This window comes from Agrobacterium sp. 6Ca8 (genome assembly GCF_055382765.1).
The window spans coordinates 749,327-767,368 of sequence record NZ_AP026433.1 but is presented as its reverse complement, the minus strand read 5'-3'; the positions used below and the strand labels follow the sequence as shown (position 1 = coordinate 767,368).

The 18,042-nt window shown below is 59.4% G+C and carries 17 protein-coding genes; 15 read left to right on the top strand and 2 right to left on the bottom strand.

Going from position 1 to position 18,042, the window contains the following annotated elements:
- The first annotated feature begins 12 nt into the window (after positions 1 to 12).
- From ACZ5A6_RS03855 to rarD, 10 genes are all read left to right on the top strand, one after another.
- Positions 13 to 600 (top strand): CvpA family protein, encoded by a 588-nt coding sequence (locus tag ACZ5A6_RS03855; protein ID WP_003512345.1) that lies wholly within the window; start codon positions 13 to 15, stop codon positions 598 to 600.
- Positions 601 to 738: 138 nt separating this feature from the next.
- Positions 739 to 2,232, top strand: a complete 1,494-nt coding sequence (purF, locus tag ACZ5A6_RS03850; protein ID WP_003512343.1) for an amidophosphoribosyltransferase — start codon at positions 739 to 741, stop codon at positions 2,230 to 2,232.
- 150 nt (positions 2,233 to 2,382) lie between these two features.
- Complete coding sequence (locus ACZ5A6_RS03845; RefSeq protein ID WP_174061496.1) at positions 2,383 to 3,123, top strand: SDR family NAD(P)-dependent oxidoreductase; 741 nt, start codon at positions 2,383 to 2,385, stop codon at positions 3,121 to 3,123.
- 225 nt (positions 3,124 to 3,348) lie between these two features.
- Positions 3,349 to 4,734: a cysteine--tRNA ligase gene (gene cysS, locus ACZ5A6_RS03840; protein WP_464111050.1), complete on the top strand. Its 1,386-nt coding sequence runs from the start codon at positions 3,349 to 3,351 to the stop codon at positions 4,732 to 4,734.
- Between the two features lie 236 nt (positions 4,735 to 4,970).
- Positions 4,971 to 5,339 carry an endonuclease domain-containing protein gene (locus tag ACZ5A6_RS03835; RefSeq protein ID WP_174061626.1) on the top strand — a complete coding sequence of 123 codons (369 nt, stop codon included), beginning with the start codon at positions 4,971 to 4,973 and terminating at the stop codon, positions 5,337 to 5,339.
- Positions 5,336 to 5,812: a GFA family protein gene (locus ACZ5A6_RS03830; protein ID WP_174061498.1), complete on the top strand. Its 477-nt coding sequence runs from the start codon at positions 5,336 to 5,338 to the stop codon at positions 5,810 to 5,812. The genes ACZ5A6_RS03835 and ACZ5A6_RS03830 overlap by 4 nt, the downstream gene beginning before the upstream one ends.
- The gene (locus ACZ5A6_RS03825) at positions 5,809 to 6,273 is read left to right on the top strand and encodes a GFA family protein (RefSeq protein ID WP_003512324.1); all 465 of its coding nucleotides are present in this window, start codon (positions 5,809 to 5,811) and stop codon (positions 6,271 to 6,273) included. The genes ACZ5A6_RS03830 and ACZ5A6_RS03825 overlap by 4 nt, the downstream gene beginning before the upstream one ends.
- The gene (locus tag ACZ5A6_RS03820) at positions 6,270 to 6,749 is read left to right on the top strand and encodes a GFA family protein (protein ID WP_174061499.1); all 480 of its coding nucleotides are present in this window, start codon (positions 6,270 to 6,272) and stop codon (positions 6,747 to 6,749) included. The genes ACZ5A6_RS03825 and ACZ5A6_RS03820 overlap by 4 nt, the downstream gene beginning before the upstream one ends.
- Before the next feature lie 3 nt (positions 6,750 to 6,752).
- Positions 6,753 to 7,709 carry a prolyl aminopeptidase gene (gene pip, locus ACZ5A6_RS03815; RefSeq protein ID WP_065658081.1) on the top strand — a complete coding sequence of 319 codons (957 nt, stop codon included), beginning with the start codon at positions 6,753 to 6,755 and terminating at the stop codon, positions 7,707 to 7,709.
- 215 nt (positions 7,710 to 7,924) lie between these two features.
- Positions 7,925 to 8,833, top strand: coding sequence for an EamA family transporter RarD (gene rarD, locus ACZ5A6_RS03810; RefSeq protein WP_003512314.1), 909 nt, complete (start codon positions 7,925 to 7,927; stop codon positions 8,831 to 8,833).
- A 58-nt stretch (positions 8,834 to 8,891) separates the two neighbouring features.
- Here rarD and ACZ5A6_RS03805 read toward each other — a convergent pair whose 3' ends face one another.
- Both ACZ5A6_RS03805 and ACZ5A6_RS03800 read right to left on the bottom strand, forming a co-directional pair.
- Positions 8,892 to 10,652: a peptidoglycan D,D-transpeptidase FtsI family protein gene (locus tag ACZ5A6_RS03805; protein WP_065658082.1), complete on the bottom strand. Its 1,761-nt coding sequence runs from the start codon at positions 10,650 to 10,652 to the stop codon at positions 8,892 to 8,894.
- Positions 10,653 to 10,846: 194 nt separating this feature from the next.
- Entirely contained in the window at positions 10,847 to 11,467 is a 621-nt protein-coding gene (locus tag ACZ5A6_RS03800; RefSeq protein WP_464111049.1) for an LOG family protein, read from the bottom strand.
- Positions 11,468 to 11,623: 156 nt separating this feature from the next.
- Here ACZ5A6_RS03800 and ACZ5A6_RS03795 point away from each other — a divergent pair, with 156 nt between their 5' ends.
- From ACZ5A6_RS03795 to ACZ5A6_RS03775, 5 genes are all read left to right on the top strand, one after another.
- Positions 11,624 to 13,627 carry a LysM peptidoglycan-binding domain-containing protein gene (locus ACZ5A6_RS03795; protein WP_065688175.1) on the top strand — a complete coding sequence of 668 codons (2,004 nt, stop codon included), beginning with the start codon at positions 11,624 to 11,626 and terminating at the stop codon, positions 13,625 to 13,627.
- 109 nt (positions 13,628 to 13,736) lie between these two features.
- Positions 13,737 to 15,623 (top strand): ABCB family ABC transporter ATP-binding protein/permease, encoded by a 1,887-nt coding sequence (locus ACZ5A6_RS03790; RefSeq protein WP_112152841.1) that lies wholly within the window; start codon positions 13,737 to 13,739, stop codon positions 15,621 to 15,623.
- A 164-nt stretch (positions 15,624 to 15,787) separates the two neighbouring features.
- Positions 15,788 to 16,486, top strand: coding sequence for a phosphatidylserine decarboxylase (locus tag ACZ5A6_RS03785; RefSeq protein WP_003512305.1), 699 nt, complete (start codon positions 15,788 to 15,790; stop codon positions 16,484 to 16,486).
- Between the two features lie 23 nt (positions 16,487 to 16,509).
- Positions 16,510 to 17,379 carry a CDP-diacylglycerol--serine O-phosphatidyltransferase gene (gene pssA / locus ACZ5A6_RS03780; RefSeq protein WP_003512304.1) on the top strand — a complete coding sequence of 290 codons (870 nt, stop codon included), beginning with the start codon at positions 16,510 to 16,512 and terminating at the stop codon, positions 17,377 to 17,379.
- A gap of 172 nt (positions 17,380 to 17,551) precedes the next feature.
- Complete coding sequence (locus tag ACZ5A6_RS03775) at positions 17,552 to 17,683, top strand: hypothetical protein (protein WP_003496883.1); 132 nt, start codon at positions 17,552 to 17,554, stop codon at positions 17,681 to 17,683.
- Positions 17,684 to 18,042: the final 359 nt, after the last annotated feature.

Genomic DNA, 18,042 nt, shown 5'->3' with positions numbered 1-18,042 from the left:
CGGAGTTGGTATATGCCCATTACAATTTTCGACGGCATCGTCATCGCCGTTGTTCTTTTCTCCGCCATTCTCGCGATGGTGCGCGGTTTTTCCCGCGAGATTCTGTCCATCGCGAGCTGGGCCGGTTCGGTCGCCGCCGCCTATTATCTTTTCCCGATCCTGCTGCCCTATGCACGCAACTATACCGATGACGACAAGATCGCCATCGCCGGTTCGGCAGGCGTCGTCTTCCTCATCTCCCTTGTCGTCATTTCCTTCATCACCTCGCGCATTGCCGATTTCATCATCGACAGCCGCATCGGTGCGCTGGATCGCACGCTGGGTTTCCTGTTCGGCGCAGCGCGCGGCATTCTCTTGCTGGTCGTCGCGGTTGCCTTCTGGAACTGGCTGGTGGATGTGAAGACGCAGCCACAATGGGTAACCCAGGCCAAGTCCAAGCCTTTCCTCGACGGGCTGGTGGGCAAGCTGGAAGCGGTTCTGCCTGACGATATCGAGCCGCAGATCCGCGCCCGTATCCTCGGAAAACCGCAGGAACCGGCAGCCGCGCAGACGCCTGCGGAAGATGTACCGGCGACAAATCCGCCGGCAACGAATAATTGACACAGTGTCGCGCCTTGCAATGCATGCAAGGCGCGCTATTTGTGCTAAATATCAAGCACGACACAGACTGGCCGACCGGGAGACAAGCTCACCGGAGAGGTCTTTCGTTTTTCTCGGTAGAGAGCAAGGGCAAGCCGGATGATTGAGCCGCTTTCGCATTCCACTTTCAATGAAGAGATCGACGGCGACACGCTGCACGAAGAGTGCGGCGTGTTCGGCATTCTCGGCCACGCCGATGCCTCCGCCCTGACTGCACTCGGCCTGCATGCGCTTCAGCATCGCGGCCAGGAGGCAGCAGGCATCGTCTCCTTCGATGGCAAGCGCTTCCATCAGGAACGCCATATGGGCCTCGTCGGCGATCATTATACCGATCCGGCAACCCTTGCCCGCCTGCCCGGCTCCATCGCTATTGGCCACACCCGCTACTCCACGACAGGCGAAGTGGCGATGCGCAACGTGCAGCCACTGTTTGCCGAGCTGGAAGAAGGCGGCATTTCGATTGCCCATAACGGCAATTTCACCAATGGCCTGACGCTTCGCCGACAGATCATCGCCACCGGCGCCATCTGTCAGTCGACATCGGATACCGAAGTCGTGCTGCACCTCATCGCCCGTTCGCGTCACAGCTCCACTGCCGACCGTTTCATCGACGCCATCCGCCAGATGGAAGGCGGCTATTCGATGCTGGCGATGACCCGCACCAAGCTGATCGCAGCCCGCGACCCGATCGGCATCCGTCCGCTCGTCATGGGTGAGCTGGACGGCAAGCCGATCTTCTGCTCGGAGACCTGCGCTCTCGATATCATCGGCGCGAAATTCGTGCGTGACGTCGAAAACGGCGAAGTCATCATCTGCGAAATTCAGCCTGATGGTTCGATCACCATCGATGCACGCAAGCCTTCGAAGCCGCAGCCGGAACGTCTCTGCCTGTTCGAATATGTTTATTTCGCCCGCCCCGATTCCGTCGTCGGCGGCCGCAACGTCTATACGACGCGCAAGAACATGGGCATGAACCTTGCCAAGGAAGCGCCGCTGGAAGCTGACGTTGTCGTTCCGGTTCCCGATGGCGGCACGCCGGCAGCGCTCGGTTTTGCGCAGGAAAGCGGTATTCCGTTCGAATACGGAATCATCCGCAACCACTATGTCGGCCGTACCTTCATCGAGCCGACGCAGCAGATTCGCGCTTTTGGCGTCAAGCTCAAGCATTCCGCCAACCGGGCGATGATTGAAGGCAAGCGCGTGGTGCTGGTGGATGATTCGATCGTGCGCGGCACGACTTCATTGAAGATCGTGCAAATGATCCGCGAAGCGGGCGCGAAAGAAGTGCATATCCGCGTTGCCAGCCCGATGATTTTCCATCCGGATTTCTACGGCATAGACACGCCTGATGCCGACAAGCTGCTCGCCAACCAATATGCCGATGTGGACGCCATGGCGAAATTCATTGGCGCCGATTCGCTTGCCTTCCTGTCGATCGACGGTCTTTACCGCGCCGTCGGTGGCGAGAACCGCAACAATGCGCGTCCGCAATTCACGGACCATTATTTTACCGGCGACTACCCTACGCGCCTTCTCGACCAGAACGGCGAGGCGATGGGCAGCAAGATTTCCGTGCTGGCCAGCAACGGCTGATAATCTTGAAATAACAAGCGGCCACCGGCTTCCGGTGGCCGCTTTTTTGTGGCGGGCGATTGAAACCGTGCCCGCTGCGGCGTTTTGATCGCTTGCGGTTGGCGTCAGGGGCTTCATAAAACAAGCGGAATGAATTTCGGAGGGGGCAAAATGACCATCAATCTCAAGGGCAGGATCGCGCTCGTCACCGGCGCGTCGCGCGGTATCGGCTATTTCACGGCGCTGGAACTTGCCAAGGCCGGTGCGCATGTCATTGCCTGCGCCCGCACGGTCGGCGGCCTCGAGGATCTGGACGACGCCGTCAAGGCCGTCGGCGGCACCGCGACGCTGGTTCCCTTCGATCTCGCCGACATGAACGCCATCGATGCGCTGGGCGCCAATATCTTCGAGCGCTGGGGCAAGCTCGATATTCTGGTCGCGAATGCCGGTGTTCTCGGCGTCATCTCGCCGGTCGGCCATATCGAGGCGAAAGTCTTCGAAAAGGTCATGACCATCAATGTCACCGCTACATGGCGGCTGATCCGCTCGGTCGAACCGTTGCTCCTGCGATCGGATGCGGGGCGCGCGTTGATCCTGTCTTCGGGTGCTGCCCATAGCTGTCGTCCCTTCTGGGGCGTCTATTCCACCTCCAAGGCCGCCGTTGAGGCACTTGCCCGCACCTGGGCTGCGGAAACCGATAAAACCGCGCTGCGCATCAACAGCATCAATCCCGGCGCGACGCGCACCGCGATGCGCGCCCAGGCCATGCCCGGTGAAGACCCCGCAGACGTGCCACACCCTTCTGAAGTTGCCGCCGCCATTGTTCAACTCGCCTCGCCTGAGCTTACCGAAACCGGCAAGCTCTTCGTGGTGCGTGAAGGCAAATTCCTGGATTACCGCCAGCCGGAATAGGCTTTTGGTCAAGGCGATCTCTTAAGGTGCTTCTGGCGCCTGCGAGAAACGCTTGACCGCGAAACACCGGCACGCCATAAGGCAAGGCATGAAAACAACGATCTGCACCTGCTGCTGAATAATTTTTGCTGGTTCACCACCGGCCAGATCGTTTTCGTCTCCCCGCAAGGTCCAACAGACAAACGGTCCGGCCAGGACAATTGACTGCCTTTAGGGAACGCCCGCATGTCCTTGCGCCTGAAACTCCACAACACCCTGACACGCGAAAAGACGGAATTTGCGCCGATCGACGCCGACAATGTGCGCATGTATGTCTGCGGACCAACGGTTTACGATTTCGCCCATATCGGCAATGCGCGCCCGGTCATCGTTTTCGATGTTCTTTACCGGCTGCTGCGCCACGTCTATGGCGAAAGCCATGTGACCTACGCCCGCAACATCACCGATCTCGACGACAAGATCAACGCAAGGGCGCTGCGCGACTATCCGCATCTGCCGCTGAATGACGCCATCCACGCGGTGACGAAAAAGACCGCCGACCAGTTCCATGACGATGTGGCAGCACTCGGCTGCCTGCAGCCGACCGTTGAACCGCGCGCCACCGACTACATCGCCGAGATGATCAACATCATCGAGAAGCTGATCGCGCGCGGCCATGCCTATGCGGCGGGCGGCGAAGTGCTGTTCGACACCCGCTCGATGGCCGATTACGGCCAGCTGTCCAAACGCCCGCTGGACGAACAGCAGGCCGGCGCGCGCGTGGCGGTGGAAGCCCACAAGAAGACCCCCGGCGATTTCGTGCTGTGGAAACTTTCCTCTGATAATGAGCCCGGCTGGGAAAGCCCCTGGGGCCGCGGCCGTCCGGGCTGGCACATCGAATGCTCGGCCATGGCCGGTCGCTACCTCGGCGAAGTGTTCGACATTCACGGCGGCGGGCTCGATCTCATCTTCCCGCATCACGAGAACGAAATCGCGCAATCCCGCTGCGCCCACGGCACGCAGGTGATGGCCAATGTTTGGATGCATAATGGCTTCGTGCAGGTGGAAGGCCGCAAGATGTCGAAGTCCGAGGGCAACTTCGTGACCATCTATGAATTGCTGCACACCGAAAAATTCGGCGGCCGCCAATGGCCGGGCGAGGTTCTTCGCCTTGCCATGCTGATGACGCATTACCGCGAGCCAATCGATTTTTCGGTGAAGCGTCTCGAAGAGGCCGAACGTCTTCTCGCCAAGTGGCCGGCGGCCGAAGCCTCCGACGCGGCACCGGATGAAACCGTGCTAGATGCGCTTGCCGACGACCTGAACACGGTTGCCGCCGTGCAGGCGCTTCACGCGTTGGCACATGCCGCCAACACCGATCCTGCCCGCCTGCCCGCCTTTGCGGCCAGCGCCGCGCTGCTCGGCGTATTGCCGAAGAAAGCGGAAGTGGACGAGGCAATCGTTTCGGCAGTCGATGCTCTGGTGCAGCTACGCCTTGAAATGCTGAAGGCGAAGAACTTTGCAGAGGCGGATCGTTTGCGCGACGAGCTTTCTGAAAAGGGCATTCAGCTGAAGGATGGCAAGGATAAGGAAACCGGGGAACGGACGACGACCTGGGAGTCGAAGCGGTAATTTGCTGCTGCGGCTTGGGACTTCCCCCCCTCTGCCCTGCCGGGAGATCAGCCGGAAGCACACTTCCGCTCCGTATTCAGCGTTCAAGAGGGGCGAGCGATAACCGCGATTGATCTCCCCACCTGTGGGGGAGATGCCCGGCAGGGCAGAGGGGGGCCGACGGTCACCACAATCCGCTTGCGGTTTTGAGTTACCTCAACCAATCTGAGGTAAAGCAGCTAACTGGCGAACCAATGATGCCACACGCGGACGTAGACCCGATGCATCGCAAATATGCGAAGCAGATGCGGAAAGTAATGACGGATGCCGAACTGAAGCTCTGGAATGCTATTCGCGCGCATCGCCTCGAGGGGTTAAGTTTCCGCAGACAAATGCCGATTGCCGGTTTTATCGTCGATTTCGCATGTTCGGATCATCGCCTGATTATCGAGATCGATGGCTCCCAACATACAACCGAGGCGGCGCTACAATACGATCAGGAACGAACTGCGCGGCTTCAGGAAGACGGCTGGACCGTCCTCCGTTTCTGGAACGATGATATCCTGAAAGACATCGACAATGTCTGTCTCCACATTATCCGGACGGTAAAGGAGAGCCAACCATGACCACCTACACCGGCGGATGCCAGTGCGGCGCGATCCGGTTCCGCGCGACCGGCGATCTCAAGGACAGTTCCATCTGTCATTGCCGTATGTGCCAGAAGGCTTTTGGGGCCTATTATGCGCCGCTGGTTTCCGTGCGCGGCATCGATTTCGAATGGACGCGGGGGGAGCCGAAACGTTTTCAGTCCTCCAGCGTCGTCAAGCGCGGCTTCTGCCCCGAATGCGGCACGCCGCTGACCTATGAGGCGCCGGATGGCATGGCGGTTGCGGCCGGTGCTTTCGACGATCCCGCCGCCTTGCCGCCCACCATTCAGTGGGGCGTGGAACGCAAAATCGATTTCGTCGACAGCATACACACGCTACCCGCCGTCCCAACGGAAGACGATCTGACCTCGGTCGACTATCTGACCCACCTCGTTTCCTACCAGCACCCCGACCATGACACCGAGAGCTGGCCCCCGGAGAATAAACGATGAGCGAAACAGGCTTTTCCGGCGGCTGCCAGTGCGGCGCCGTGCGGTTTCATGCGGGCAAGATCGGTCGCCCCTCCATTTGCCATTGTCGCATGTGCCAGAAGCATTTCGGCAATTTCTTCGGTGCGCTCGTCACCGCCGATCAGGCGCATCTGACATGGACGCGCGGCCAGCCTTCCCTCTTCCGTTCATCTGCGAAAATCCATCGCGGCTTCTGCAACAAATGCGGCACGCCGCTGACCTACCATTATCCTGGCGGCGTAGAGATCGCGATCGGCGCTTTCGATCATCCGGAGCGGATCGAACCGCAGGTGCAGGTCAATATCCACAAGCGCATGCCCTGGATCGAGCAGCTGTTTTCAAAACCTGCAATCGAGCAGAGCGTCGATGAGGCTGATATCACCTCCTTCCAACACCCGGACCACGACACCAAGGTCTGGCCGCCGGAAGACGATCGCGCATGAACGGTTCAGAAAGCTTCAGCGGCGGATGCCAGTGTGGCGCCGTGCGTTACCGGATCGATGGCGGGTTACGCTATCCGCATCTGTGTCATTGCCGCATGTGCCAGAAGGCATCGGGCAACTATTTCATGCCGCTTGCAGCAAGTACCCGCGCGAAGTTTGAAATGACCCGTGGCGAGGCTTCGTGGTTCCAGTCGTCCGATCACGTGCGGCGCGGTTTTTGCGGACGGTGCGGCACGCCGCTTTTCTATGACATGCCGGACGCCGATTTCATCAACATCACGCTTGGTTCGCTGGACGAGCCGGAGCTGATAAAGCCCGAGGCGCAATCAAATCTCGACAGCAAAATGCATTGGTTCGGGGAGCTTGACGGCTTGCCGGTCGAGCCGGAAGCTGCGCCGGATGAAAACCGGCTACCGGTCAACAACCGGCAACACCCGGATCGTCACACGGCCGAATGGCCACCTGAAGGAAAGTAAGACATGACCGAAGAATTGCGCAGCTTCTATCCCGAGATCGAACCCTTCGAGAGCGGCATGCTCGATGTCGGCGATGGGCACACGATCTATTGGGAGCGGGTTGGTACACGCGGTGCGAAACCGGCGGTTTTCCTGCATGGCGGTCCGGGCGGCGGAGTAAACCCCACGCATCGCCGCGTTTTCGACCCGGCACTTTACGACGTCATCCTGTTCGATCAGCGCGGCTGCGGTCGCTCCACGCCGCATGCGGAACTGGAAGCCAACACCACCTGGCATCTGGTTGCCGACATTGAAAGGCTCCGTGCGCTGTGCGGCTTTGAAAAATGGCTGGTTTTCGGCGGCTCCTGGGGCTCGACGCTGGCGCTCGCCTATGCCGAGACTCATTCCGAACGCGTGAGCGAACTGGTACTGCGCGGCATCTACACGGTCACCAGGCCGGAACTGGATTGGTATTACCAGTTCGGCGTTTCTGAAATGTATCCCGATCGCTGGGAAAACTTCATAGCGCCAATTCCTGAAGCCGAGCGCGGCGAGATGATGCAGGCCTATAATCGCTATCTCACCGGTACGGACGAAGCCAAGAAACTCGAATGCGCGCGAGCATGGAGCCAGTGGGAAGGCGCGACCATCGCCCTTGTTACCGATCCGGCGCGCGTCGAGGATTTCGGCGAGGATAAATACGCCATCGCCTTCGCACGCATCGAGAACCACTTCTTCGTCAATGGCGGCTGGCTGGAGGAAGGGCAATTGCTGCGCGATGCCGGCAAGCTTCGCGATATTCCGGGCGTCATCGTGCACGGGCGTTACGATATGCCCTGCCCGCTGAAATATGCCTGGCAGCTTGCCAAGGCTTGGCCGAAGGCTGATTTCCATATTGTCGAGGCAGCCGGGCATGCCCTGAGCGAACCCGGTATTCTTGACCAGCTGATCCGCGCAACCGATCGTTTCGGGGGGAAATAGGCAGGCCTTTCAGATGCTTGAAGCGGCCTGATGAGATAACGATTCACGCAGATTTTTGTGCGTGGATCATCCGTTTGGTCGCAAAGTCGCCTGTTTCAAGAGCAAATCGCCCTTTATTCGTGCAGTTTTTCTCATGAACGCTTCACGGAAATGAATTGGCCCGCGCTACTCCGATCCGTTATGAAGGGCCATCCCTAATAATTGGCGGTACTCCCATGGCACTCGATAAAACGCTTCCGGCCCAAGAGGGCGGCGATAGCGCACGCGGTTTTGCTTTCGCGCTCTCCGCATATCTGCTGTGGGGATTCCTTCCCATCTACATGAAGGCGGTTGCGCATATTTCGCCGATAGAGGTCATCGTGCACCGCGTCATCTGGTCGGTGCCTATCGGCGCTGCCGTCCTTATCGCTCTCGGTCGCACGGCGGAAATCCGCACTGCGCTGAAAACCCCTAAAATGCTTGCCATGGCAAGCCTCACGGCCGCGCTCATCAGCATCAACTGGGGCATCTATATCTGGGCGATCGGCGCGGGCCGCGCACTCGATGCCGCGCTTGGCTATTTTATCAATCCGCTGTTCAGCATCTTCCTCGGCGCGGTACTGCTCAAGGAAAAGCTTTATCCGGCGCAGATCGCCGCCATCGGCCTCGTGGGGCTGGCCGTTGCGATCCTCACCTGGCATGCGGGCAGCCTGCCATGGGTTTCCATTGCGCTCACCGTGTCCTGGGGTTTTTACGCCTTCTTCCGCAAGACGCTGCCAATCGGCGCCACACAGGGCTTCCTGCTTGAAGTCATGCTTCTTTCCGTTCCGGCCGTGCTGGTGCTGGCCTGGCTTGCCATAAGCGGACAGGCGCATTTCATGGCCGGCAATGCGACCGATACCTGGCTGCTTGCGGCCAGCGGCATCGTCACCGCCGTTCCGCTTATTCTTTACGGCAATGGTGCAAAGCTTCTGCGGCTGTCGACCATCGGCATCATGCAATATATCGCTCCGACGATGATCTTCCTCATCGCCATCTTCATCTTCAAGGAACCGTTCGACATGGTGCGGATGGCGGCCTTTGCAATGATCTGGGTGGCGCTGGCGATCTATACCGCATCTAGCCTGATGCGGCTGAAGCGATAACCTTCTGCGTCATGCCCCCCTCACCACATTCCGGTGTCTGTAACTGGAATGTGGGTCTTCAATAATCGACCAGCAATTGCGGTGTCGCGTCATAACCGAAGCGCGGTTTGACGCCGAGAAGTCCAGCCGTCTGGGTGATAATTTCACGGGTCATGGGTGCGGCCGTCGAGGCAGCCGTGCGTCCTCCGTTCACGCCGGTCCTGGGGGCGTCGATCATCGTCAGCACGACATATTTTGGCTTGTGCATCGGAAAACCGGCAACGAAGGCGTTGAAATTGATATCCTTGGCATAACGGCCATTGATGACCTTGTCGGCGGTTCCGGTCTTGCCGCCAACGTGAAATCCTTCCACCTGCGCACCCCTGCCCGACCCTTTGATGCCGTTCCAGTTGAAAAGGTAACGCATATCGGCGCTCGTCTTTCCGTTGATGACGGTGCGGGAAAGCACTGCCGCATCCTCTCGGGAACGCGGCAGGAAGGTCGGCGAAATAAGGCTGCCGCCATTGATGAGCGCAGCTGCTGCCACCGCCGTCTGCAAAGGCGTAGTGGCAACGCCATGGCCGAAGGAAATGGTGACGGAATTGATCTTCTTCCATGTTCTCGGCTGGGTTGGCGTGGCAACGCCAGGCATTTCCGTATCCATTCTGGAGAGAAGTCCCAGTTTCGTCAGGAACTGCTGGTGGCCTTCGACCCCGACCTTGTCGGCAACAGCCGCCGTGCCGATATTCGATGAATATTGAAACACTTCCGGGATCGACAGCGGGCGGTTCCGGCCCTTGAAATCCTTGATGGTGAAGCCTCCCATGCGGATGGGTCGCGACGCGTCAACCACCGAGTTGAGCGTTATGGCACCTGCATCCAGTCCCATGGCAAGTGTGAAGCTCTTGAAGGTGGATCCCATCTCGAAGGTCGCATTGCTCATGCGGTTGAACCAGCCCTTTTCATACTCCCTGTCGATGCTGCCATCGGCAAGGGTGCGGGAAGGCTCGTTCGGGTCGTAATCCGGCACCGATGCCATGGCCAGCACCTCGCCCGTCTCCACATCCAATATCACTGAACCGGCAGCCTCCGCCTGATAGGCGGTTTTCGCCTTGAGCACGACCTCACGCACGATATTCTGCACCCGCAGATCGATCGACAACCTCACCGGCTCCAGCGGTGCACCGCTGGCAAGGCCGGTCGCGCGCAAGTCGGCCAGGCCCTGCTGGTCGAGATAACGTTCCATCCCCGCAAGGCCCTGATTGTCGACATTGACGTGGCCGATGATATGCGAGGCTGCGGGGCCACCCGGATAAAAGCGCCGTTTCTCCGGCCGGAAACCGATGCCGGGGATGCCGAGGTTGAGAATATCGGCCTGCTGGCGCGGCGTCAGCTGGCGCCGCAGCCATTGAAAGCCGGTGTCCGAGCGCAATCTGCGGTGCGTCTCGCGCCAGTCGAGATTGGGGATGACGGTTGCGAGCTTCTCGACAACCTCATCCGCGTCCACGACCCGACGCGGATCCGCATAGAGCGACACCATGTTGAGATCGGTCGCGAGCAGAGTGCCGTTGCGGTCGAGGATATCGGGACGGGAGGCGACCGCTGTAGCGCCGGTATTGATCCATGCGGTCGCAATGGGTTCGGCAAGGCCGTATTGGACAAGCCGTGCTGCAACGACGCCGTAGATAACGGCAAAGACGGCGATCAATATTCCGAGCCGCTTTTTCGCGTCCACCCGGCGGCGGGCAGCGGAACCGAGGATCGCATCCCTGCCCTGAAACGGACTTCTCTGAATAATAAAATGCGCCCGGCTTTTCAGCCGCACCAAAAAAGCAATCATTCCCCAATGAGCCCCGCTATCATGGCGGCGAAAATCAAATTCCGCGCTCAGCCTACGCCTTGTAGACGCTGGCACAGGATCGGGCGCGGAGCCATGAAAACAGCGGGCGGGGCGATGCCGCAGTCAAATCTCTATTAATATACACTTAAAATTGTAACGAACCTCGTGGCGGCCCGTTAACATTTATTCGATGCCTAGAGACGGGAAATTACCGAAGGGTCGCCTTCCGGGTTCTGCTGCGCAAGCGCCCGGTCGATGATGGCGGGCACGATGTCCTTGACCTCATCGATGACCAGCGGGTTCAAAAGATGGGCGCGATGGATGAAACCCTGATCGCGCATATGCTGCACAAGTTCCAGCATCGGGTTCCAGAAGCCGTTGATATTGGCGAAGACAATCGGCTTGGCGTGACGGCCGAGCTGCGCCCACGTCATGATTTCGACGATCTCTTCCAGCGTGCCGACGCCCCCCGGCAGCGTTACGAAAGCATCCGAGCGCTCAAACATCATATGTTTGCGCTCATGCATGTCCTTGGTGACGATAAGCTCGTTCAATTGTCCGAGAGAATGGCGTGTAGCCTCCATATCGACCAGAAATTCCGGTATGATACCCATTACTTCGCCGCCGTTGGAAAGAACGCCGCTGGCGACCGCGCCCATGATGCCCTTGGTGCCACCGCCATAGACCAGGCGAATGCCGTTTTCGGCAATGGATTTCCCAAGCGCGCGGCCTGCTTCCATGTGAGCCGGGTCACGTCCGGGCTGGGAGCCGCAATAAACGCAGATGGATCGAATCGCTGTATTTTTGTCCGTCATGATGGGAAGGAACTATGCCGGATGCGACACGTCAAGAAAATTTGGGAAATCCCTTGCAAATATGGCCTTTTACGGCCACGCCGCTTGTCTGGGGCAAGGTAAGACGCTAGCAATCTCAACTCGTGTAAAAAGCTTACAATACCCGGAGATTCCAGGATGAAAAACAATAAAGCCGGTTTGCTGGCACTGATCGTGCTGGGCATCGCGTCCCTGCTCATGATCTTTTTCGTCCTGCCTAGAATTTCCAATGACGGCAAACCCATCGGCGATGCCATCAACGAAGCGGGCAACGCGGTGAAGAACAGCGTTGAAATGGGCAGCGACAAGGCGGGCGACATCCTGTCCGACGCCGCTCAGGAGACCGCCAATATCGCCGACAAGGTCGGGCGCCTCGCGGCTTCCGCAACCCAGTCGATCAAGGATCTGACCACGCTTTTCGCCGACAGCAAGGTTCCGTCCGACGCCGACTTTGCGGCAGCACGCAAGAAGGTCGAGGCATCGCTCAAGGAACTGACCAATATCGAAATTCCCGAGACGCTCGATGAAACGACGTCGCGCCTCATCACCACGGCGCGCACTGCGGCCGAACGCACCACCGCTTTCCTGCGCGGTCTGCCGGATAGTGCAGCGGCGGCGGCGGCGCAGGTTCGCCGTCTGGCGGGCGTCTTCACCGGCACCGACGATGGTGCTGCACAGCAGACCCAACCCGCCGCTCCTGCCGCCGATGCAGCGCAGTCCACATCGGGCGCACCGACCTTTGACGTGCTTCGCGTCGAGCCCGATGGTTCGGCTGTGGTCGCAGGCAAGGCACAGCCCGGCTCCAAGCTTGAAATTCTCAGCAACGGCAAGGTGATCGCGCAGACGACCATCGACGGATCAGGCGATTTCGCCGCCGTTTTTGACAATCCCCTGCCACCGGGCGACCATGAGCTGGTGCTGCGCTCGACCGACGCCAGCGGCAAGGCAACGCAATCCGAAGAAGTCGCAACCGTTTCCGTGCCCAACGGCAAGGCGGGCGAACTCTTGGCAATGGTGTCCAAGCCCGGTGAAGCAAGCCGCGTGCTGGCAATGCCGGAGGCGGCACCTTCAGCACTCCAGCCCCCGCAAGCCGCGCAACCGGGCCAGTCGGCAACAGCTGCCGCCACCACGACGCCCGCGCCTGCCGCTGGTACCCCGGCTCCGTCCGCTGCCGCCGCTCCGTTGACTTCGACCGTTCAGGTAACCGCCGTCGAATTCGAAGGCTCGAAGATTTTCGTTGCGGGTTCCGCGCCTGCCGCTTCGAGCGTGCGCGCGCTGGTCGATGACAAGGAAATCGGCAAAAGCACCACGGAGGCCTCCGGCCATTTCGTCATTGAAGGCAATGTCGATCTTTCCGTCGGCAGCCATATCATCACTGTCGAAGAGCTGAATGCCGATGGCACGGTGAAGGTGCGCGTGCGCGTTCCTTTCGAGCGCCCGCAGACCGACCAGGCAACCGTCGCCATGCAGGCACCGTCCGCAACGCCATCCGCCGCCACGACGACCGCGCCCGCTGAAAACCAGAGCACGGCAAGCGACCGCGCTGCCTTCGAAAAGCTGCGCACGGATGTCGCCAAGGCCTTCGGCATTCTGTCCAATCTCTACAAGGATCAGGCCACACCGGCGCTCGACCAGGCCATTGCCGGCCGCTCCGCCGTGGTGATCGGCCTCAAGTCGCTCTCCGAGTTCCGCACTGCCGCCGGCACCGAGCCGTCCTTTACCGCCTTTGCCGGCGATATCGCCGCTAAGGCACGTCAGCTGCTGACATCGGTAGAGGCATGGCCGAACGACGTTGCCGGGATCGGCAAGGGCATCGCCACGCTGGCAAGCCGCCTTGCCGACCTCCACATCATCGCGCCGCCCGCACCTGCACCGCAGGCGCCCGCCGGTCCGCAGACGTTCGAGCAGCCGCCACTTGCCGAAAGCCAGAACAGCGTCATCATCCGCCGCGGCGATACGCTGTGGCAGATTTCCCGTCGCGTTTACGGACAGGGCGTGCGTTACACCACGATCTACCTCGCCAACGAGGATCAGATCAAAAATCCTGACCTGATCGAGCCCGGCCAGATTTTCGGTGTGCCGGAGAAGGCACTGCCGAATGCGGAAGAACTTCATCGCAAGCGTCTGAAGAGCGGTTCCTGATCGTTCAAGACATTGCGGTGACCCAGCAACAACCCTACCTGTGACAAGCACGGCGGCTTTCCAGAGCCGCCGCCCTGCTGTCGGCTTCCGGCAGTGCCCGGAGCAAATGATGGCCACCAAGAAAAAAACCATTTCGGCGGATTCCAGCAATCCCACGCAAACCCTCATTAACCTCTGGCCCTACATGTGGCCGGAAGGCCGCCTTGACCTGAAAATGCGGGTGATCTGGGCGACGGCGTTTCTCGTTATCGCCAAGCTGGTGCTGATCCTCGTTCCCTATTTCTTCAAATGGGCAACGGATGCGCTGAACGGCAAGCTGGACATGGTCGGGCTGGTTCCGGCCTTCCTGCTCGGTGCTGTCGCGCTTGTCATCGCCTATAATCTGACGCGGCTGATACAGGTCGGGCTCAACCAGCTGCGCGATTCGCTGTTTGCCAGCGTCGGCCAGCATGCCGTGCGCCAGCTCGCCTACCGAACCTTTGTGCACATGCACCGGCTTTCCCTGCGTTTCCATCTGGAGCGCAAGACAGGCGGGCTTTCACGGGTTATCGAGCGTGGGACCAAGGGCATCGAAACCATTGTCCGTTTCACCATTCTCAACACCGCACCGACCTTCATCGAATTCCTGCTGACGGCGATCATTTTCTGGACCTCCTACGGCTTTTCCTATGTGCTGGTCACGGTTGTCACCGTCTGGGCCTATATCTGGTTCACCGTGCGGGCCAGCAACTGGCGCATCTCTATTCGCCGCGCCATGAACGACAGCGATACCGACGCCAACACCAAGGCGATCGATTCATTGTTGAACTTCGAAACCGTCAAATATTTCGGCAATGAGGAGATGGAGGCGAAGCGCTTTGACGTCGCCATGGAGCGTTACGAAAAATCGGCGATCTCGATCTGGACGTCGCTCGGCTGGCTGAACTTCGGCCAGGGCGTGATCTTCGGCATCGGCTCCACTGTCATGATGGTGATGTCGGCGATGGCCGTGCAACGCGGCGAGCAGACCATTGGCGATTTCGTGTTCATCAATGCGCTTCTGCTGCAGCTTTCGGTACCGCTGAACTTCATCGGTTTCGTCTATCGTGAAATTCGCCAGGGATTGACCGACATCGAACAGATGTTCGAACTTCTCGAGGTCGAGGCCGAGGTTACCGACAGGGCGGATGCGAAGCCGCTTGTGGCCGGACCGGGTGCCATTTCCTTTCGCGACGTGCATTTCGCCTACGATCCGGAAAGACCGATCCTGAAGGGCATTTCCTTCGATGTGCCTGCGGGCAAGACGGTGGCGATCGTCGGTCCTTCGGGTGCCGGAAAATCGACGATCTCGCGGTTGCTTTATCGTTTCTACGATATTCAGGAAGGCGCCGTCACCATCGACGGGCAGGACATTCGCGACGTGACGCAAAAGAGCCTGCGCTCGATGATCGGCATGGTGCCGCAGGATACCGTGCTGTTCAACGATACTCTCGCCTACAACATCCGTTACGGACGCCCTTCGGCAACGACCGAGGAGGTCACGGCAGCGGCGGATGCGGCCCAGATCAGCGCTTTCATCGGCAAACTGCCGGAGGGTTACGCCACCATGGTTGGCGAACGCGGCTTGAAACTTTCCGGCGGCGAAAAGCAGCGCGTGGCGATTGCCCGAACCATTCTGAAAGCGCCGCCGATCCTCATTCTCGATGAAGCGACCTCTGCGCTGGACACCCACACGGAACAGGAAATCCAGAGCGCGCTTGATATCGTTTCGAAAAACCGCACGACGCTGGTCATCGCCCATCGCCTCTCCACCGTCATCAGCGCTGATGAAATCATCGTGCTGAAGGAAGGTTTGATCGCCGAGCGCGGAACCCACGCCTCGCTGATGGCACAGAACGGGCTTTATGCCTCGATGTGGAGCCGCCAGCGCGAAGCCATTCGCGCAGAGGAAATGCTGCGCCATGTTCGCGAAACCGACGATCTTGGCGTTGTGGACCGCGGCGAACCCGCGCATTGACGGGCATAAACCCCTGACAACAGGGCGGCACACCAACCGGACCATTGCCGGGCGGGGAGTTTGGCTGTAACCAGCTAAGCGAACTTTGTCGCATGCCCGTATGGATGATGTCGTATCACGACCATATACAGACACGGCAGGCGGAAACCGGAGCAAGGAAACTTATGAATCTGTTCGACACCATTCGCAACACCATCGTACCGATCCACAAGGAAGGCTACGTCTTCGTGGCCGCCTTCTTCGTCGCATCGCTGGTGCTCGGCTGGATATCCGAACCGCTGTTCTGGGTCGGTCTGGTGCTGACGGCCTGGTGCGCCTACTTCTTCCGCGACCCCGAGCGCGTGACGCCGCAGGATGACGACCTGATCATCAGCCCTGCCGACGGCAAGGTGTCCGCCATCCAGACCGTCGTTCCGCCGCTGGAGCTGGAACTCGGCAAGGAGCCGATGGTGCGCATTTCGGTGTTCATGAACGTGTTCAACTGCCATGTGAACCGCGCGCCCGTGCGCGGCCGCATCGTCAATGTCGCCTACCGCCCCGGCCTCTTCCTCAATGCGGAAGTGGACAAGGCCTCCGAAGACAATGAGCGCAACGGCCTCGTCATCGAGACAGCGCATGGCAAGGTTGGCGTGGTGCAGATTGCCGGCATGGTCGCCCGCCGTATCGTCTGCTGGGTCAAGCCGAATGAACCAGTTGATGCCGGCGAGCGTTTCGGTCTTATCCGTTTCGGTTCGCGCCTCGATATCTTCCTTCCCGAAGGTTTTCAGCCGCGCGTTTCGGTGGGCCAGACGGCAATTGCCGGCGAAACGGTTCTGGCCGAGTTCGGCTCCGCCAAGGGTCCGGTCCTTAGCCGTCGCGGCTGACGAAAACAGGAAGGGCATGCGCCATGGAAACGCCGATCTCGGAGCCGCAACAGAACGGAAAACATGAGGGCCGCAACGACAGCGGCCGTGGGCCGCGCCTGAGGGAAATTCCCTTTCGCCTCGTGATACCCAACCTCATCACCGTTCTGGCCATCTGCGCGGGCCTGAGCGGCGTGCGCCTTGCCATTGAAGGCCGGTTCGAGCTGGCCGTGGGCATGGTGCTGCTTGCCGCCTTCCTCGACGGCATCGACGGGCGCATCGCCCGGATGATGAAGGCGACATCCAAATTCGGCGAACAGATGGATAGTCTGGCCGACATCGTCAATTTCGGCGTCGCCCCTGCCCTCGTCGTCTATATCTATATGCTCGATCAGGCGCGTTCGATAGGCTGGATCGCCGCCCTCATCTACGTGATTGCCGCAGGCCTTCGTCTAGCGCGCTTCAACGTCATGATCGAGCGCCCGGTGAAGGCGCCGTGGCAGAACGAATTTTTCGTGGGCGTTCCGGCGCCGATGGGCGCCATGCTGGTGCTTCTGCCTGTTTATCTCGGCTTCCTTGGTGTCGAGCCGGGCAAGCCCTTCGCCTATATCGCCGCCGCCTACACCGTGTTGATCGGTTATCTTCTCATCAGCCGCCTGCCGGTCTGGTCGGGGAAGTCAGGTACCAGCCGCATTCGCCGCGATCTGGTGTTGCCGATGATCCTCGTCGTCGTTCTTTACGTCGCGATGCTGATGAGCTTCACCTGGGAGGTACTGGTTCTGACGGTTGCTGCCTATCTCGTGTTCATCCCCATCAGCGCTCGCCTCTGGCACCGCCGTTATGGCACGCTGACGATTGAGGAAGACGCGCATGACGATGCCAATGGCGGCAACGGCTTGGATCGCGGTATTTGAAACCGCAGGTATTATTTTTCTCCCACGAACCGTCGTTTGACGTGACACAAAATGTCGCAGCCCGAAAAGCGGGCTTCGCTTTCTTTCGCCTCGAATCCGTCAAGATTACCCACGAGAGAAGTAGCTCACACGTATCGAAACGGCGATTGACGTGAATTGTGGAGAAAGAGAAATGACGAACGAGACGAAGGCACAGCCGCAGGCGAAGCCCGACCTCAACAGCCACTACCGACCGCTCGGACTGAAGGCCGTTGCGGCCGCAGCCCTGATGCTGAAGCGCAAGCCCGCCGCCAAAACCGCTTGAAAACATTCGCTTTTCTTGAAAGCACAGCATCCAAAGCCTCGCAGACTTTGCGATGGTAACGGTCAATCCGAAAAAACACCCGGTTAAATGTGCGGCGCTAATATTAGCGCCGTCTCCGTTTGTACGGCCCCCATCAATAACCGCATAACCGGCCTGTTTTATAAAACTTCCCGATCTGTAACGAAGCTGCAACCAAAACGAAGTAAAGTATTCGACTTCCACGGGACGACTGTACGGATAGTCTCGCATCGACTACTGAGCATCAAAAAAATTTCTACTTTAGCGATTCTTCCTGCTACAGCGAACAAGGCCGATTTTCGATGCCGTTGACAGGCGGTATCGGACCAATTCGGATGTTG

Excerpts from the sequence above, each read along its gene's own strand:
- ACZ5A6_RS03855 (WP_003512345.1), top strand. The coding sequence starts at position 13 with ATGCCCATTACAATTTTCGACGGCATCGTCATCGCCGTTGTTCTTTTC.
- purF (WP_003512343.1), top strand. The coding sequence starts at position 739 with ATGATTGAGCCGCTTTCGCATTCCACTTTCAATGAAGAGATCGACGGC.
- ACZ5A6_RS03845 (WP_174061496.1), top strand. The coding sequence starts at position 2,383 with ATGACCATCAATCTCAAGGGCAGGATCGCGCTCGTCACCGGCGCGTCG.
- cysS (WP_464111050.1), top strand. The coding sequence starts at position 3,349 with ATGTCCTTGCGCCTGAAACTCCACAACACCCTGACACGCGAAAAGACG.
- ACZ5A6_RS03835 (WP_174061626.1), top strand. The coding sequence starts at position 4,971 with ATGCCACACGCGGACGTAGACCCGATGCATCGCAAATATGCGAAGCAG.
- ACZ5A6_RS03830 (WP_174061498.1), top strand. The coding sequence starts at position 5,336 with ATGACCACCTACACCGGCGGATGCCAGTGCGGCGCGATCCGGTTCCGC.
- ACZ5A6_RS03825 (WP_003512324.1), top strand. The coding sequence starts at position 5,809 with ATGAGCGAAACAGGCTTTTCCGGCGGCTGCCAGTGCGGCGCCGTGCGG.
- ACZ5A6_RS03820 (WP_174061499.1), top strand. The coding sequence starts at position 6,270 with ATGAACGGTTCAGAAAGCTTCAGCGGCGGATGCCAGTGTGGCGCCGTG.
- pip (WP_065658081.1), top strand. The coding sequence starts at position 6,753 with ATGACCGAAGAATTGCGCAGCTTCTATCCCGAGATCGAACCCTTCGAG.
- rarD (WP_003512314.1), top strand. The coding sequence starts at position 7,925 with ATGGCACTCGATAAAACGCTTCCGGCCCAAGAGGGCGGCGATAGCGCA.
- ACZ5A6_RS03805 (WP_065658082.1), bottom strand. The coding sequence starts at position 10,652 with ATGATTGCTTTTTTGGTGCGGCTGAAAAGCCGGGCGCATTTTATTATT.
- ACZ5A6_RS03800 (WP_464111049.1), bottom strand. The coding sequence starts at position 11,467 with ATGACGGACAAAAATACAGCGATTCGATCCATCTGCGTTTATTGCGGC.
- ACZ5A6_RS03795 (WP_065688175.1), top strand. The coding sequence starts at position 11,624 with ATGAAAAACAATAAAGCCGGTTTGCTGGCACTGATCGTGCTGGGCATC.
- ACZ5A6_RS03790 (WP_112152841.1), top strand. The coding sequence starts at position 13,737 with ATGGCCACCAAGAAAAAAACCATTTCGGCGGATTCCAGCAATCCCACG.
- ACZ5A6_RS03785 (WP_003512305.1), top strand. The coding sequence starts at position 15,788 with ATGAATCTGTTCGACACCATTCGCAACACCATCGTACCGATCCACAAG.
- pssA (WP_003512304.1), top strand. The coding sequence starts at position 16,510 with ATGGAAACGCCGATCTCGGAGCCGCAACAGAACGGAAAACATGAGGGC.
- ACZ5A6_RS03775 (WP_003496883.1), top strand. The coding sequence starts at position 17,552 with ATGACGAACGAGACGAAGGCACAGCCGCAGGCGAAGCCCGACCTCAAC.